14 protein-coding genes, 1 tRNA gene and 1 pseudogene are annotated in these 15,072 nt (G+C 69.0%); 1 reads left to right on the top strand and 15 read right to left on the bottom strand.

Annotated elements, in window-relative coordinates; translation table 11 throughout:
* A pseudogene (locus JFB92_RS23140) lies at window positions 1–542 on the top strand (hypothetical protein); the annotation flags it as partial.
* Window positions 543–1,016: 474 nt separating this feature from the next.
* Here the strand turns inward: JFB92_RS23140 and JFB92_RS23145 are convergent.
* The 15 genes from JFB92_RS23145 to JFB92_RS23215 form a co-directional block, all read right to left on the bottom strand.
* Window positions 1,017–1,499, bottom strand: a complete 483-nt coding sequence (locus JFB92_RS23145; RefSeq protein WP_199044084.1) for a hypothetical protein — start codon at window positions 1,497–1,499, stop codon at window positions 1,017–1,019.
* 134 nt (window positions 1,500–1,633) lie between these two features.
* Entirely contained in the window at window positions 1,634–1,945 is a 312-nt protein-coding gene (locus JFB92_RS23150) for a hypothetical protein (RefSeq protein WP_199044086.1), read from the bottom strand.
* 10 nt (window positions 1,946–1,955) lie between these two features.
* The gene (locus tag JFB92_RS23155; RefSeq protein WP_199044088.1) at window positions 1,956–2,801 is read right to left on the bottom strand and encodes a Bax inhibitor-1/YccA family protein; all 846 of its coding nucleotides are present in this window, start codon (window positions 2,799–2,801) and stop codon (window positions 1,956–1,958) included.
* A gap of 117 nt (window positions 2,802–2,918) precedes the next feature.
* A complete protein-coding gene (locus JFB92_RS23160; protein ID WP_199044090.1) occupies window positions 2,919–4,658 on the bottom strand; it encodes a bifunctional metallophosphatase/5'-nucleotidase in 1,740 nt (579 codons plus the stop codon).
* A gap of 250 nt (window positions 4,659–4,908) precedes the next feature.
* Window positions 4,909–5,466, bottom strand: coding sequence for a GAF domain-containing protein (locus JFB92_RS23165; protein ID WP_199044092.1), 558 nt, complete (start codon window positions 5,464–5,466; stop codon window positions 4,909–4,911).
* A 13-nt stretch (window positions 5,467–5,479) separates the two neighbouring features.
* A complete protein-coding gene (locus tag JFB92_RS23170) occupies window positions 5,480–6,067 on the bottom strand; it encodes a GTP-binding protein (protein WP_199044094.1) in 588 nt (195 codons plus the stop codon).
* Between the two features lie 15 nt (window positions 6,068–6,082).
* Window positions 6,083–6,451 carry a DUF742 domain-containing protein gene (locus tag JFB92_RS23175; protein WP_199044096.1) on the bottom strand — a complete coding sequence of 123 codons (369 nt, stop codon included), beginning with the start codon at window positions 6,449–6,451 and terminating at the stop codon, window positions 6,083–6,085.
* Complete coding sequence (locus JFB92_RS23180; RefSeq protein WP_199044098.1) at window positions 6,451–6,885, bottom strand: roadblock/LC7 domain-containing protein; 435 nt, start codon at window positions 6,883–6,885, stop codon at window positions 6,451–6,453. Before JFB92_RS23180 ends, JFB92_RS23175 begins: the two co-directional genes overlap by 1 nt.
* On the bottom strand, window positions 6,885–8,477 hold the full coding sequence (locus tag JFB92_RS26365) for a sensor histidine kinase (protein ID WP_199044099.1): 1,593 nt from the start codon (window positions 8,475–8,477) through the stop codon (window positions 6,885–6,887). Before JFB92_RS26365 ends, JFB92_RS23180 begins: the two co-directional genes overlap by 1 nt.
* A 237-nt stretch (window positions 8,478–8,714) precedes the next feature.
* Window positions 8,715–8,797, bottom strand: a tRNA-Leu gene (locus JFB92_RS23190).
* A gap of 153 nt (window positions 8,798–8,950) precedes the next feature.
* On the bottom strand, window positions 8,951–9,985 hold the full coding sequence (locus tag JFB92_RS23195) for an ABC transporter ATP-binding protein (RefSeq protein ID WP_199044109.1): 1,035 nt from the start codon (window positions 9,983–9,985) through the stop codon (window positions 8,951–8,953).
* A gap of 5 nt (window positions 9,986–9,990) precedes the next feature.
* On the bottom strand, window positions 9,991–11,112 hold the full coding sequence (locus JFB92_RS23200) for an ABC transporter ATP-binding protein (protein ID WP_199044101.1): 1,122 nt from the start codon (window positions 11,110–11,112) through the stop codon (window positions 9,991–9,993).
* Between the two features lie 3 nt (window positions 11,113–11,115).
* The gene (locus JFB92_RS23205; protein WP_199044103.1) at window positions 11,116–12,030 is read right to left on the bottom strand and encodes an ABC transporter permease; all 915 of its coding nucleotides are present in this window, start codon (window positions 12,028–12,030) and stop codon (window positions 11,116–11,118) included.
* On the bottom strand, window positions 12,023–13,048 hold the full coding sequence (locus JFB92_RS23210; RefSeq protein ID WP_199044105.1) for an ABC transporter permease: 1,026 nt from the start codon (window positions 13,046–13,048) through the stop codon (window positions 12,023–12,025). The genes JFB92_RS23205 and JFB92_RS23210 overlap by 8 nt, the downstream gene beginning before the upstream one ends.
* A gap of 67 nt (window positions 13,049–13,115) precedes the next feature.
* Window positions 13,116–14,858 (bottom strand): ABC transporter family substrate-binding protein, encoded by a 1,743-nt coding sequence (locus JFB92_RS23215; protein ID WP_199044107.1) that lies wholly within the window; start codon window positions 14,856–14,858, stop codon window positions 13,116–13,118.
* Between the last annotated feature and the right edge of the window lie 214 nt (window positions 14,859–15,072).

The raw sequence follows: 15,072 nt of genomic DNA on the forward strand, positions 1-15,072 counted from the left end.
TCGTCCACCACGAGGGCCACGAACCGGCCCCCGCCGACATGGCAGCCGCACACGCCACCGGCCCCGGCGGGTGCGGGTGCGCCGACTGGCGCACCGACACCGACCTCGACACCGACTTCGCCACCGACGCCGCGAACCTCTTCCCGACCGGCCTCTACCCCGACGAATGGGCCGAAACACTCAAAGACGACCTCAACCGCGCCGCCGAACAGCACGAGACCGACGCTGCCTGGGCCGCCGCGAAGACCGCACGCGCCCAAGCACGAACACGCTTCACCACCGAGCAAGCCACGGCCACCAATAGGACCACCGGCCCGGACACCCGAACCAGAACATCGGCACCGGCCCTCGTCCCTGAATCCGAACCGGACTCCGAAACCAGACCGGCCGGGACCGCAACCAGTCCCAACTCCGACCCCGGACCGCCCCCGTTCTTACCCCGCCCGCCGCGGGCAGCACCTGCGGCGGGGGAAGCGCACCACACGCAGCGCCACCCGAACCCACCGAGGGGTTCGGGCCCTCGCCATGCCCGCCTTCAATGAACATCAGGGGACACGGGTCGCCGGAGCCTTGAACCGATCAGACCGAGGCCCGCACCCCCGTCCACCACCATTCCCCGACTCACTGTCGCTACCCGCCTGAACCGCAACCCGATCCGAACCGACAGCCAGACACCGACCCCGGCCATCCCCCACCTCACCGTCACTGCCCGGTTGAACCCCGACCCGAACCATCCCGCCAGCCACACACCGCCCCCGACCCACCACCCAGCCCACCGTCGCCGCCCGGTCGAACCCCGACCCCACTCGGCCCGACCGCCGACCACCGGCCCCGACCCACCACACACGTCCTTGTCGCTGCCAGGTCGAACCCCGAACCCACCCGGCCCGACAGCCAGATGCCGACCTCGACACGCCACTCAGCTCTTCGTCGCCGACCGATTGAACCCGTCCCGGGAGCGGGTGACATCGCCCTACGACTCCCGGTCCGGCCGGGTTCGTTCGATTTCCGTCCGGTCAGGTATCGCGCCTGCTCCTGTCCATCTGGGGCGGCACTTCCGCCGGATCGGATGGTTCCGGCACCCCTCCTCGTTGCGTCGCCAGCCAGAACTGGCCGGCGATGGCGAGCAGGTAGATCGAGGTCGAGGCGAAGCCCACCAGCGGCCACACCATCACGCCGCTCACCAGGTGCGTCAAGCCGGTGACCAGCCCGATGCTGAGACCCACCGACGGGAGGTGGATGCCTCCCCATACCCGGACCGCGCCTCGCCCCCGTGGCGAGAGCACGCCGTTGATGCCTCCCGACGCGAACGCGCCAACCACACCGAATCCCATCACCGCCCCGGTCAGTAGCAGGAGCGCCTCCGTAGTCGATGGGAAAGTCCCGGCCGCGTGGGTGGTGATCGCTCCGGTCGTCCAGATCGTCAGGGTGTAGCCGTAGGGGGCGGCGCTGTTGGCCACGACGGCCCGCAGATGTCTTCGATAAGCGCCTTCAGCCATGCGGGTCAAGTTATAGGGATTCCGGAGGCGAAAGGCCGCGACAGTGCGCACGGGTGACTTTTCGCGGTGTGATGACCCCTGCTCGCGACCGTGCGGACCGCTGCCGGAGGATGGGGGAGATTCGGATCCCGGGGTCAGAACAGGGCGGCGCGGGCTCGGAGGATCGCCGCTTCTATGCGGGCGTGCTGGTCCTCGGTGAGGCGGTCGGCCTGGTCGAGCAAGTCGAGCCCGATGACTTGGAGCTGATCGGGCAGGTGCGGGTCGTTCGGCAGGCGGGGCACCTCGCGCTTCGGTTCGCCCTCGGCCTCGGCGCAGACGTCGGCGAGGTCCTGGACGAGCGCGTGCATGGCATCGGCGAGCCCGGCCCGGGAAGACCAGCGAGCGGACGACCAGTGGCGCGTGCCTTCGACGACGCGCCCGATCGCCCGCTCGAGAGTCCGGTCCAACTCGGCTCCGCTACTCGTTGAAGTAGGACAGGAGCCGCAGCAGGTTCCAGTACAGGAAGATGAGCCCGGCGGTGAGGCCGAAGGCCCCGGCCCAGGCGTACTTCTTCGGGGCGCCGGCGGCCGCGGACTGCTCGATCATGTCGAAGTCGAGGATGAACGAGAAGGCCGCCCACAGGGTGATGCCGATGGCGATGATCCACTGGAGCATCGACGCCGACTCGCCGGGACCGGCGAACAGGCCCATGTCGAAGCCGACCATGCCCGCGATGAAGTTGACCATAATCAGGCCGAAGATGCCGAAGCCGGCGCCGACGATGACCTTGGTGAACATCGGCGAGTTCCGGATGATGCGGAACTTGTAGAGCGCGAGCATGCCACCGAAGACCAGGACTGTCGCGATCAGGGCGTTGACGGCGATGCCGGGCTGGAACGCCTCGAAGGCGGCACTGACGCCGCCGAGCAGCAGGCCCTGTCCGATCGCGTACACGAAGGCCACGATCGGGTTGGTCACCGGGCGGAACATCGAGAAGAGGATGACGCCGAGACCGACGAGGGCGCCGACGGTGCCCAGGGTCATGGCGGTGTTGAACGCACCCTGGTCGGCGATCACCGGGTTGCCGACGGCGTCGGTCGTGAAAGCGTCGGAGACCATCGAGAAGGTCACCATCGCCGCGACGAAAGTGGCCGCGACGAGTGCGACGGTGCGAACGATGACGTCGTCGATGCGCATCGTCTCGACGCGGGGCGCCTGAGTCATCTGCCCGTACTGTCCGTAGGCGGCACCCATGTGCTGCTGTTCGGCGTACTGGCTCTGCATCATGCGCCCGAGGGATGAGTTTCTGCTCTGCATTCTCATGCTTGCGGTCCTCCGATATATGTCAGGGCATCCCAAGACTATCCGGTCCCCGCTCGATTGCGAGCGAGTGGAGGGGGAACCCGGTTCCCCCTCCCATTCGAATCCTCTGATGCGGTCCTAGACGACGTCGACTCGCCCGAGTCCGGGGGCCTCGACCGGGTCGTCGGCGGTCGAGTTCTCGGCGAACCACGCCTCGAGGCCGACCAGGTCGACCTCGCCGAAGAGGCGGTTCTCACCTTCGGCGAGGACGTAGAACGAGTCGCCGCCGTCGGCCAGGAACGAGTTGACCGTGACCCGGTAGGTCCGGTCCATCGCGATCGGTTCGCCGTTGAGTTCCAGCGAGTCGGCCACGATCTGGTCGGTGCCCGAGAGGCTGGTGTCCCAGGTGTAGGTGAAGCCCTCCGAGACCTGGAGGAACAGGGTCGAGTCGCGGTCCTCGCTCGGCAGCTGCTGCTGGAGCAGGGTGAGGATCTGCTCGCCGGTCAGGTCCATCGTGACCAGGTAGTTGTTGAACGGCTGGACGCTGTAGAGCTCGGCGTAGGAGACCACGCCCGTCTCGCCCTGGTCGTAGAGCAGGTCGGCTCTGACGCCGCCGGGGTTCATGAACGCGATGTCGGCCCCGCCCAGGTCGGGATCGGAGGTCCGGGCGAGCTGGGCGTCGGCGATGAGGCTGCCGAGCGCGAACTCCTCGGCGCGGGTCTCGCCGCGGGTGATGTCCTCGGCGATGTAGCCGACGGTGCGGTCGCCGATCTCCTCGACTTCGTCCGCGTACTGGTCGATGAGGTCGGACTGGGTCTGGTCGGCCTCGACGTCGCGGGTGACGACGGTGTTGGAGCCGGTCACCGAGGAGCGGACGATGTCCTTGGTGCGACGGTCGTAGGTGGCGTCGATCTCGGTGAACACGCGGCCGTAGGAGGAGGCGGAGGTGACCATGCGCGGATGGCCCGCCGGGTCGGGGACCGAGCAGACGTACTCCTGGTGCGTGTGGCCGGTGACGATCATGTCGACCTCGGGGCTCATGTCCTCGGCGATGTCCACGATGGGCCCGGACATGCCGATGCCGGATCCGTCGAGGGACTCGCACTCGTGCCCGGAGTCCTCCTCGACCGGGTATCCGCCCTCGTGCAGGAGGACCACGATCGACTCCACGCCCTGGGAGGTGAGCTCGTCGGCGTAGCGTTCGGCGGTCTCGACCTCGTCGAGGAACTCGATGCCCTCGATGCCGGACTTGGCGACGATGTCGCCGGTGCCCTCCAGGGTCATGCCGATGAAGCCGACCTTGACGCCGCCGCGGAACTTCTTGATCCAGTACGGGTCGAGGACCGGTTCGCCGGTCTCCTCGTCGACGACGTTCGCGCCCAGGTAGGGGAAGTCGGCCCCGGCGTAGTCGTTCTCGCCCTCGATGTGGCGCTGGAGGTCGTCGATGCCCTTGTCGAATTCGTGGTTGCCGACGCTGGAGACCTCGACGCCCATGGCGTTCAGGGACTCGATGGTCGGCTCGTCGCCGAAGGCGGCCGAGAGGAAGGGGCTGGCGCCGATGAGGTCGCCGGCGGCGACGGTGGTCGAGAAGCGCTCGCCCTCGCGGGCCTGGTCGAGGTGGGTGGCGAGGTATTCGGCTCCGCCCGCGGGGACCTCTTCGCCGTCCAGTTCGTAGGTGAGGCCGTCGCCGGCCTCGATGTTGCCGTGGAAGTCGTTGAGGGCCAGCAGTTGCAGGTCGACCTCGCGGCCGTGGCCGGGGCCGGGTGGCCAGCCTTCGCCCGGCCAACCGGGGCCGGGGAACCAGGACCAGGCGCCGACGGCGAGCGTGGTCACTGTGAGGCCCGCCGTCAGGGCGGCCAGATGGCGTTTGCGTCTCATGTTCGGTTCGCACTCCTGGGCAGTTCGACGGCCCGCAAGACCTCTCACCGAAGCTCGCGAGGCGTGGAAGGGTCGGGGTCAGGTAAGGAAGGACGGGCATGCCGCCCCGACTGTGATCCAATCATGGGACCATTTCTTGCGCAACAATGCCGAATAACGGCTTGGCAAAGGGCGGATAAAAGCAGGGCGACAGGGGACCCGGGCTGCGGGAAGGCGGCTCTGCAGCTTTCCCGCAGCCCGGGTCCCCTGCCTAGGCGTCCTCGTTCCGTTCCTTGATGCGCCGCATGACCTGCGAGGCCATGTCCTTCATGGCGTCGACGTGGTCCTGGGTCCACTCCTCGTGCGGCTTGTCGTCGATCGCCCAGACCGTGCCGATGGTCTTGCCCTCGTCGTCGACCAGCGGCGCGCCGATGTAGGCGCGGATGCCGAGCTTGTCGACCACCGGGTTGGAGGCGAACCTGGGGTAGTCCAGCGTGTTGGTCAGCGCCATGGCCTTCTCGCGGGCCACGACGTGGACGCAGTAGCCGTGGTCGGCGTCCATCTCCCGGCCGATGGGGGCGTCGGGCCCGTCGACCGGGTCGGTGCCCGGGCCGTAGATGCCGGCGAAGAACTGGTGCTGGCCCTCGCCCACCACGTTCACGCCCGACCACGAGGCCCCGGTGATGTCCAGGATGCGCTTGGCGAACTCGTCGTACTCGGGGTCGGCCTCGGGCAGGAAGCCGAGCCTCTGCTGGCGCTCGACGCGCTTGCTGCCGTCGGGATCGTCGGGGGTGATGGTGAGGCGGAACTCGTGCTCTAGATCGACCATTCTGATCTCCTAACTAGACGGACGCCGAGGCGGCCGAAATCAGGTGCCGGGTCAGGGTGACCAGCACCAGGGTGGCTGAGCGGGGATCGCGCGCGTCGCAGGTGACGATCGGGACCTCCGGCCCCAGATCGAGGGCTGCGCGGACCTCTTCGGGCTCGTAGCGGTAGGCGTCCTCGAACTCGTTGACCGCGACGATGAACGGGACGCCGCGGCGCTCGAAGAAGTCCAGGGACGGGAAGCAGTCCTCGAGCCTGCGGGTGTCGGCCAGCACGACCGCGCCGAAGGCGCCCTCGGACAGTTCGTTCCACATGAACCAGAACCGGTCCTGGCCGGGGGTGCCGAACAGGTACAGGATGTACTCCGCGTCGAGGGTGATCCGGCCGAAGTCGAGGGCGACGGTGGTGGTGCGCTTGTCGCCCACGCCGGTCAGGTCGTCGGTGCCGATCGAGGCCGTCGTGATGGTCTCCTCGGTGCTCAGCGGATCGATCTCGGAGACCGACCCGACGAAGGTCGTCTTCCCGGCCCCGAATCCGCCCGCCACGAGCAGCTTGATCGCGTCGGGCATCGCTCGGGGAGGCTCGGGGTCGCCGTTGTGGGCCATTGAGGAGTGCCTCCTTCAGAGTCGCCGCTGGAGGCCGATGAGCAGCGCCTCCAGTACGGCCTGATCGGTGGAGTCGACGGCGGGGCTCGGCGAGTGCGTGGACACCGCGCCGCATTCGACGAGGTCGGACAGCAGGACCTTGACGACCATGGCGGGCAGCCGCATGTGGGCGGCCAGCTCGGCGACCGAGATCGGGTTCCCGCACAGCATCAGCACCTCGGCCTGCTCGGCCTCCAGCTGCGAGAGCGGCACGCGGCCGGTGGTGCAGACCAGCGACAGCAGGTCGAGCGGAGTGGTCGGGGCGGTGCGGCCCCGGCTGGCCATGTAGGGGCGGACCAGCGGACCGGCGTCGTCGTCCATCAGCGGCGGGTCGTCGTAGTCCATCAGCCCACCGGCTTCCCTTCGGCTGACGCGGGGCCGCGCAGCGGGGTTTCGAGGCTGGACTGCACGCTCTTGACCAGGATCGACATCTCGAAGCCGACCAGTCCGGCGTCGGCCTCCCGGCCGGTGACCACGGCCAGGACCGCGCCCGTGCCGGCGGTGGAGACGAACAGGAACGTGTCGTCGAGCTCGGCGACGACCTGCCTGACCCCCGGTTTGGCGCCCAGGTTCGCCCCGGCCGTGCGCGCCAGCGAGAACAGGCCCGAGGCGATCGCCGAGAGCTGGTCGGCCTGGTCGGCGTCGAGCCCGCTGTACGCCTTCTTGATGCCGTCTGCCGACAGCAGGAGCGCGCTGCGGGCGCCGGGGACCTTCTCGATCAGTCCGTCGAGCAGCCAGCTGAGATCCGATGTCGGCGGTGCCGCCTCTTCGCCTGCCATTAGGCGTCCTCCTCTTCGTACGGCGTTGTGTCGCTGTCGGGCCCGAGGGCCGGATCGGTCCGGCCCTCACCCCGGCGCCGCCCCCGCTGGAATGCCTGCATCAGGCCGGGGTCGTGGGCGGCATCGGAGCCGGGCTCAGGGGTGCCTGACGCGTCGCGCAATTGGGGGGCCAGGTGGGTCTGCTTGTCGCGCTTGGGAAGAGGAGGCCGGGCCCCGGCGGTGGGGTGGGGCCGCGAGGCCGGCGCGGTGCCGTTCAACCGGACCGAGGGCAGCTGGGGCGCGGCCGGTTCGGGGCGGACCGGCGGGGCCGGCTGCGGCGGTGCCGCCTGGGGTCCGGTGCCGACCGGGGCCGGAGCCCGCTGGTCGGGCGCGGCCGGCGGCGGGTCGGCCGGGCGCGGGGCCTCGACGGCGGGGCGCCGCGCAGGCGCCTCGACCTCGGCCGGGGCCGGGGTGCCCTCGCCGAGCAGGTCCTCGCCGATGATGACGACCGCCTGGGTGCCGCCGAAGATGTTCGACTGGAGCCGCACGACCAGGTTGTGGCGGTCGGCCAGGGAGGACACGACGTAGAGCCCGATGCGGCCGTCGGCCAGCAGCTCGTCGAGGTCGATCCTGACCGGTTCGGCGAACATCCGGTTGTAGCGGTCGCGCTCCTCCTGGACCATGCCCAGGCCGCGGTCCTCGACCTCGACGGCCAGCCCGGTGCGGACCCTGGCGACGCGGATGAAGACCTCGGTCTCGGGGGCCGAGAAGACCGTGGCGTTCTCGATCAGCTCGGCGACCAGGTGGATGAAGTCGGCCGCGGCGTGGCCCTTGATGCGGCCCTCGATGGGGCGCACCAGCTTCACCCGCGCGTAGTGCTCGACCTCGGCGACCGCCGAGCGGAGCGCCTCGTAGACGTTGACCGGGCGGGACCACAGCCGGTGCGAGGGGCCGCCGCCGAGGACGGCCAGGTTCTCGGCGTGCCGGCGGACCCGCGTGGCCAGGTGATCGACCGAGAACAGGCTCTTGAGCAGGGCCGGGTCCTCGACCTGGCGCTCCATCTCGTCCAGTTCGACGATCTCGCGGTGGGCGAGGGTCTGGAGGCGGCGGGCGCGGTTGACGAAGATGCCGACGCGCGTCTCGGGGCGGGTGCCCCCGATGGCCGCGGGGGCAGCGGCCTCTATCGCGGCCGGGGCCGGGGCCCGGCGCCTCCGCATCGGCTGCGTGTCGCCCCGTTTCAGGGCCTCTTGGGCCTGGAGGAGCCGGTAGTGGATCTCGGTGGTGGAGCGGTGGGCCTGACCGATCCTGTGGCTCACGTCGGCGTCGATACCGCCCGCGGCCTGGAAGGCCAGGAAGGCGACCAGGCCGATGAACACCGCCGCGGTGCCGATCACGACGGCGGGCATCCACGACGGCTCGGCCGAGATGTCCACTTGCGAGGCGAACAGCGCCACCCCGGCGCCGATCACGGCGGTGGCGGCGGCCGGCAGCAGGGCCAGCCGCCGCAGGCGGGGCCCGATGTCCGGGGCCGGGGCGGCCGAGGCGGGGAGCCCCGTCGGCGCCGAACCGTCGTATTGGTGATTGTGGGTGGAGGACCGAGTGGGTTCGGGCATCGCCATCCTTACGACACAGGCCAACTGACTCCGCGATTCCAGAAGCTGGCAAAGTCCTTGCGGCAGAGGGAGACCATTGATTTCCGCCCCGTCGACACGACGGTATCAGCGCTCTCCCATTGGATAGCACGCCCACCCAAGTCAGTCAAGATCACGATGAAGCAGACGATGGGCCTCTTAGGGCGGGCAATCGGACAGGTCGCCCCATTCCCTTCGGGACCACCAGACACCCCCTAGTGCCCGAGACGGGATTCGAACCCGCAAGCCGCGCGACGGCCGGTTTTAAGCCGACTGTGTCTACCAGATTCCACCACTCGGGCCCATACTGAAGACACGCTAGCGGGAAACGAAGATCAATGGTTGCCTCGATTCCGCGGGATGGGCCCCATGGCCTGCGAGAACCCCTTGTGTCGGAAGTATGACAGCGGGGCCCCACCCTTTCGGGTGAGGCCCCTCGGTTCCGAGTTCTGGTTCTAGACCAGCTGTTTCGGAGCAGCGTAGTGGCAGGCGGCGCGGGTCTGTCCCTCGTGGTCGCTCCGCAGGGGCGGCTCGAGGTCGATGCACTTGCGCTGCTGGCCCTCCGAAAGGGTCTTGAACAGCGGGCAGCGGGTCCGGAAGCGGCAGCCCGAGGGCGGGTTCGACGGACTCGGCACGTCGCCTTCGAGGACGATCCGCTCGCGGGCGCGCTCCTTGCGCGGGTCCGGCAGCGGGATCGCCGACATCAGCGCCTGCGTGTACGGGTGGGCCGGGCCGGCGAACAGCTGCGCGGTGGTGCCCTCCTCGACGATCTTGCCCAGGTACATCACCGCGACCTTGTCGGCGATGTGGCGGACCACCGACAGGTCGTGCGAGACGAACAGGTACGACAGGCCCAGCTCCTCCTGGAGGTCCTCCAGCAGGTTGATGACGCCGGCCTGGATCGACACGTCCAGGGCCGAGACCGGCTCGTCGAGCATGAGCACCTTCGGCTGGAGCGCCAGGGCCCTCGCGACTCCGATGCGCTGGCGCTGCCCGCCCGAGAACTCGTGCGGGTACCGGTTGCGGTGCTCGGCGTTGAGCCCGACGATCTCGATCAGGGCGTTGACCCGCTCGCGGCCGCCGTTCTTGAACAGCCCGTGGACGCGCAGCGGTTCGGCGATGATCTCGAACACGGTCATGCGCGGGTCCAGACTGGCCATCGGGTCCTGGAAGACCAGCTGGATGTCGCGGCGGATCGGACGCATCTGCTTGCGGGACAGCCGCGTCAGGTCGCGGCCCTCGTAGACGACCTCCCCGGAGGTCGGCTCGATCAGGTTCATCAGCAGCCGCGCGGTGGTGGACTTGCCGCAGCCCGACTCCCCCACCAGCGCCAGCGTCTCGTTCGAGCCGATCTCCAGGCTCACCCCGGAGACTGCGTGGATCGCCCCGACCCTGCGGCGCACGATCCCCTTGGAGCGCACCGGGAACTCCTTGACCAGGTTGCGTCCGGCGATGACCGGCGCTGACTGGGCCTGCGGCGTGTCGAGCATGGCGTTCACTGGTCCTCCTCGGGGACGTCGGCTCCGCGCGGCTCCTCGAGCTCGCGGTCGTCGGAGGCCGGCGCGAACACGTCGTCCGGGCGCTTGTCCTCCAGATCGGAGGCGAAGTGGCAGGCCGAGACGTGGCCGCTGGGCGAGACGGGCATCAGGTCCGGTTCGGTCTCGGCGCAGATGTCCTGCGACATCGGGCACCGGGGCCGGAACGGGCAGCCGGGCGGCAGGTTCAGCATCGACGGCGGCGTGCCGTGGACCGGCGTGAGCCGGTGCCCGCGCTCCTCGTCCATGCGCGGCATCGAGCCGATCAGGCCGAGCGTGTAGGGCATCCGCGGCTCGTAGAAGATCTCGTCGACCGTGCCCTGCTCGACCGGGCGGCCCGCGTACATGACGAGCACGTCGTCGGTGTGCCCGGCGATCACCCCCAGGTCGTGGGTGATGAGGATCAGGGCCGCGTGGACTTCGGCGCGGGCCCGCTCGAGCGCCTCCATGACCTGCGCCTGCACGGTCACGTCGAGCGCGGTGGTCGGTTCGTCGGCGATGATCACGTCGGGCTTGTTGGCCATGGCGATCGCGATGACCACGCGCTGGCGCATGCCGCCGGACAGCTCGTGCGGGTAGGCGTCGACCCGCTGGGACGGGTTGGGGATGCCCACGGTGTCGAGCAGGTCGATCGACCGTTCACGGGCCTCCTTCTTGGACACCTCCGGGTAGTGGACCCGGATGGCCTCGGCCAGTTGGAAGCCCACGGTGTAGACCGGGTTGAGGCTGGTCAGCGGGTCCTGGAAGATCATGGAGACCCGCCGGCCGCGGATCCGGGACATCTCGGCGTCGCCGAGGCCGAGGAGTTCCTCGCCCTGGAGCTTGGCCGAGCCGCTGATCGTCGCGGTCCCGGGCAGCAGGCCCATGACCGCCATGGAGGTCACCGACTTGCCCGAGCCGGACTCGCCGACGATGCCCAGGCTCTGGCCGCGCCGCAGGTCGTAGGAGACCCCGCGCACGGCGTCGACCGGGCCGTCCTCGGTGGAGAAGGTGACGTTGAGGTCGCGGACCTCCAGCAGCAGGTCGCCCTTGACGCCGCCCGTCTCACCGTTGGCCCTGGTGCCGTCTACGGTCAGGTCCATCGTTTACCGCCTCACCATCGTCTGCCGGGGATCCATCGCGTCGCGCAGGCCGTCGCCGACGAAGTTGACTGTCAGCGCGATCAGGATGACCATGGCGCCCGGGATATAGAACAAGTACCAGAACTCGTTGAACGCGAAGCCCTGTGCGGCCTGGATGAGCAGGCCCAGCGAAGTGTCGGGGCTCTGGATGCCCAGCCCCAGGAACGACAGGGTCGACTCGGCCAGGATCGCGAAGGCGATCTGGAGGGTGGCCGAGACGATGATGACGCTCGTGGTGTTGGGGATCAGGTGCTTGGTGATGATGTGCCAGGACGAGCCCCCGGCCGCGCGCGCGGCCTCGATGAACTCCTTCTCGCGGAGGCTGAGCACCTCGGCGCGGACGGCGCGCGCGGTGTTGAGCCAGCCGAAGATCGCCAGGATGAACGCCATGTGGTACCAGCGGGTGCCGGTGCCGATGGCGCCGGCGATGGCGGCGGCGATGGCCAGGAACGGGATCACGAACAGGATGTCGGTGATGCGCATGATCACCGCGTCGACCCAGCCGCGGAAGTACCCGGCCACGGCCCCGACGATCGCGCCGATCACCGTCGAGCCGAGCGCGACGACGAAGGCGACCTTGAGCGACTGCGCGGTGGCGCGCATGGCCGCGCCGAGCATGTCGCGCCCGGCCTGGTCGGTGCCGAAGGGGTGGTCGAGGCTAGGGGAGACCCGCGGGGGGATCTCCGGGTGGATCTTGTAGTCCCAGGTCCACAGGAGCGGCCCGATGAACGCGAAGGCCACGATCAGCACGAACACGATCAGGCTCGCCACGGCCATGCGGTGGCGGAAGAAGCGGCGGGCGATCAGGGCCCACTGGCCGCGTTCCTTGGAGGTGATGGCCTCGGCTTCGAGCGAGGCGGCCGGTGTCAGTTTACTCATAGCGGATCCTCGGGTCGAGCACGCCGTACAGCAGGTCGGAGATCAGGATGCCGACGAGCACGACGACACCGGAAATTAGCACGTAGGCCATGACGGCGAAGGTGTCGCCGGCCAGGATCGCCTCCAGGGAGTAGGCGCCCAGGCCCCTCCAGCCGAAGATCTGCTCGATGACGATCGATCCGCCCATGGCGAAGGTCAGGCTCAGCGGCGCGAAGGTGGCGACGGGGATGAGCGCGGTCCGCAGCGCGTGGCGCCGCATGACCGTCCGGTTCCTGACGCCCTTGGCCCGGGCGAGCCGCACGTAGTCGGAGTTCATGACCTCCAGCATCGCGGCCCGCTGGTAGCGGGCCATGGAGGCGTAGCCGGTGAGCATGAGCACGATCGTGGGGACGATCAGGAAGGGCAGGGAGTCGACGAAGACCTCCCACCCGGTGCCCTGGAAACCGGTGGTGCCCGAACCGTAGGTTCTGAAGAGGTTCGATCCCATGCCCTTGTTCACCTGGACCGCGGCCTCCTTCATCAGGACGGCGAACCAGAAGGTGGGCATCGCCAGGGCCAGGAAGCCGATGAAGGTGAGGCTGTAGTCGACCTTCGAATACTGTTTGACGGCGCTGACCACACCGGTGAGAATGGCTATGCCTATCGACGCCAGGGAGGCGAAGATGACGAGTCTGAGGGTGACCCAGAACCGCTCGCCCACGTCGGAGGAGATGTCGACGGCGGGCCCGTCGATCGAGGGCCCGAACTCGCCCTGCAGCAGGCCGATGTCGCCGTGGGTGTCGCCGATGCCGGTCAGCCAGAGCCAGTACCGCTCGGGCATGGAGCGGTCGTAGTACAGCTCCGACTCGATCGCGTCGATCGTCGACTGCGGGACCTCGTCGCCGGTGCTGGACTGGAGTTCGAAGACCTTCTGCTGCACCGGGTCGTTGGAGACGTCGACCAGGACGAACGCGAGCACGGTCGCGCCCAGCAGCACCGGGATCATGATCAGGATCCGCCGGATGATGTAAACAGCCATTGTCCCTCGTTAACGGTTTCTGTGCGATGGACCGGCCGCGGGGCCGACCGGTCGCTCGGCGCTCTCGCTACGACTCACTGACTCCCCATTCTGCGATGTTGTACATGGCCCGCTGCTGCGACGCCCAGTTGTCCCGAACGTTGACCAACCTATCGGAGACCATGATCACCACGGGCGTGTCCACGATGGGAAGCACGTACGCGTCTTCCACGACCTGCTCGACCGCCCGGTCGGCCAGGGCCGCGGCCTCGTCGAGGTCGAGGGTGCCGCTGAGCTCGGCCAGCGTCCGGTCGAGCTCGGGGTCGTCGAGCCGGCCGAAGTTGGACGACGAGTCCGAGCGCCAGTACTGGTTCGCCGGCGAGACGAATCCGGGGTTGCCGGACCAGCCGAACACGACCAGGTCGAACTCGCCGCCGAACAGGACCGGGCCCAGGTCGGCGTCGGGGATCGGATTGATGTCGACCTCGATGCCGAGCTCGGTCAGGTTCGCCTGGATGAGCTCGGAGATGATCTTGCGGGTGTCGTTGGACTGCGTGTACCGGATGTCGAGTTCGACCGGCTCGCCCTCGGGGGTGAGGAGGGCGCCGTCGGAGTCCCAGCCGTAGTCGGCGTCCTCCAGCAGGTCGACGGCCAGGTCGACGTCGCCGGAGCCCTGGCTGGTGGCCGCGAGTCGGTCGGTGTAGTACTCCGAGTCGAACCGGAACAGGTGGTTGCGCTTGGCCTGGGCGTCGGACTGCACCAGGGCGGCCGTCCTCGAGATGATGTTCTCGACGTCGACGGCGGTGAGCACGGCGGTCCGCAGGTCGGGGTCGGAGAGGAACTCGTTCTCGGTGTTGAGGTCCAGGTGCTCCCAGTTCGGTCCGCCGTCGATGCGGTAGGAGACGTCCTCGTCGCTCATCTCGAGCTGGGTGATGGTGTCGACGTCGACGCTGAACGGGGAGGCGCCGTCGATGGTGCCCTGCCGCAGCTCGGTGACGATCGAGTCGAGGCCGTCGATGACTTTGAAGGTGAGCCGGTCGAGCGTCGGCTCGGTCTCGCCGGCCCAGTCGGGGTTGGGCTCGTAGATCACGTGGTCGCCGGCCTCGGCGTCGGTGATGCGGTAGGGGCCGGTGCTCCAGGTCGGCGGGTTGGCCGAGAACCAGTCCTGGGAGTCGGCCATGTCCGCGGGGTCTTCGGCCCAGTCGAAGCCCTCTTCCTCGGCGATGTGGGCCGGGCTCGAGAGGACGTCGGTGTACTTCCATTCGGCGTTGGCGTAGCCGTCGACGTAGGTGACGGTGACGGCGTCGCCCTCGGCCTCGATGTCGGCGACCGAGCCGCCGAAGGCGGTGTCGGCGGGCGTGCACGCCTCGCACAGGTCGTCGTCTCCGGAGGTGGCGTACCAGTGGTAGCGGAAGTCTCGGGCGGTGACCGGCTCTCCGTCGCCCCAGCTCGCGCCGTCGGCGAGGGTGTAGCGGACCCGCACGGGGTCCTCGGAGACCAGCTCGGGCTCGGCGGCGTAGAGGCCGTCGTTGTAGGACCACTGGCCCTCGGGGTCGAACTGGCCGACGTAGGGCCACATGCCGGCGAGGGCCTCGTTGAGGTAGGCGTTGTTGTCCGAGGCCATCGTGAGGTTCCAGCCGGTCCAGGACCCGTCGAGGGCCCAGGTGACGTCGCCGCCGTCGGCGCGTTCACCGGCGTTGCACGAGACCGGGTCGGTCTCGCAGTCGGCCAGGCCCGAGGCGGCCGCTTCGCCTTCGCCGCAGCCGGTGAGCGCCAGCGACAGCGCGGCGAATGCGGCGACCGAGGCCGCTGCCTTGTGGTTGCGCTCCATGGTTCCTTCTCTGGGCAGGTCGCCACCGATCCCGGCCGGGGTGGGATTCGGCCTGGTGGGAGGGGACCGGTGCGGGCGAAATACAGCTTGTCACGGCCACGGGCGGTGCGGCAGGTCCCGCACCACACATGAGTTTCCTTCGTTATGAGTTCGTGACCTCGGGGGTGTGGTCGATTGAGGGGAATCAGACACAGCGGCGGGGCGGGCCCCCCCC

The sequence above is a fragment of the Glycomyces salinus genome (assembly GCF_016428645.1).
Classification (GTDB): Bacteria; Actinomycetota; Actinomycetes; order Mycobacteriales; family Micromonosporaceae; genus Glycomyces; species Glycomyces salinus.

Coding starts and splice junctions, on each gene's coding strand:
- JFB92_RS23145 (WP_199044084.1), bottom strand. CDS start 1,499: ATGGCTGAAGGCGCTTATCGAAGACATCTGCGGGCCGTCGTGGCCAAC.
- JFB92_RS23155 (WP_199044088.1), bottom strand. CDS start 2,801: ATGAGAATGCAGAGCAGAAACTCATCCCTCGGGCGCATGATGCAGAGC.
- JFB92_RS23160 (WP_199044090.1), bottom strand. CDS start 4,658: ATGAGACGCAAACGCCATCTGGCCGCCCTGACGGCGGGCCTCACAGTG.
- JFB92_RS23165 (WP_199044092.1), bottom strand. CDS start 5,466: ATGGTCGATCTAGAGCACGAGTTCCGCCTCACCATCACCCCCGACGAT.
- JFB92_RS23170 (WP_199044094.1), bottom strand. CDS start 6,067: ATGGCCCACAACGGCGACCCCGAGCCTCCCCGAGCGATGCCCGACGCG.
- JFB92_RS23175 (WP_199044096.1), bottom strand. CDS start 6,451: ATGGACTACGACGACCCGCCGCTGATGGACGACGACGCCGGTCCGCTG.
- JFB92_RS23180 (WP_199044098.1), bottom strand. CDS start 6,885: ATGGCAGGCGAAGAGGCGGCACCGCCGACATCGGATCTCAGCTGGCTG.
- JFB92_RS26365 (WP_199044099.1), bottom strand. CDS start 8,477: ATGCCCGAACCCACTCGGTCCTCCACCCACAATCACCAATACGACGGT.
- JFB92_RS23195 (WP_199044109.1), bottom strand. CDS start 9,985: ATGCTCGACACGCCGCAGGCCCAGTCAGCGCCGGTCATCGCCGGACGC.
- JFB92_RS23200 (WP_199044101.1), bottom strand. CDS start 11,112: ATGGACCTGACCGTAGACGGCACCAGGGCCAACGGTGAGACGGGCGGC.
- JFB92_RS23205 (WP_199044103.1), bottom strand. CDS start 12,030: ATGAGTAAACTGACACCGGCCGCCTCGCTCGAAGCCGAGGCCATCACC.
- JFB92_RS23210 (WP_199044105.1), bottom strand. CDS start 13,048: ATGGCTGTTTACATCATCCGGCGGATCCTGATCATGATCCCGGTGCTG.
- JFB92_RS23215 (WP_199044107.1), bottom strand. CDS start 14,858: ATGGAGCGCAACCACAAGGCAGCGGCCTCGGTCGCCGCATTCGCCGCG.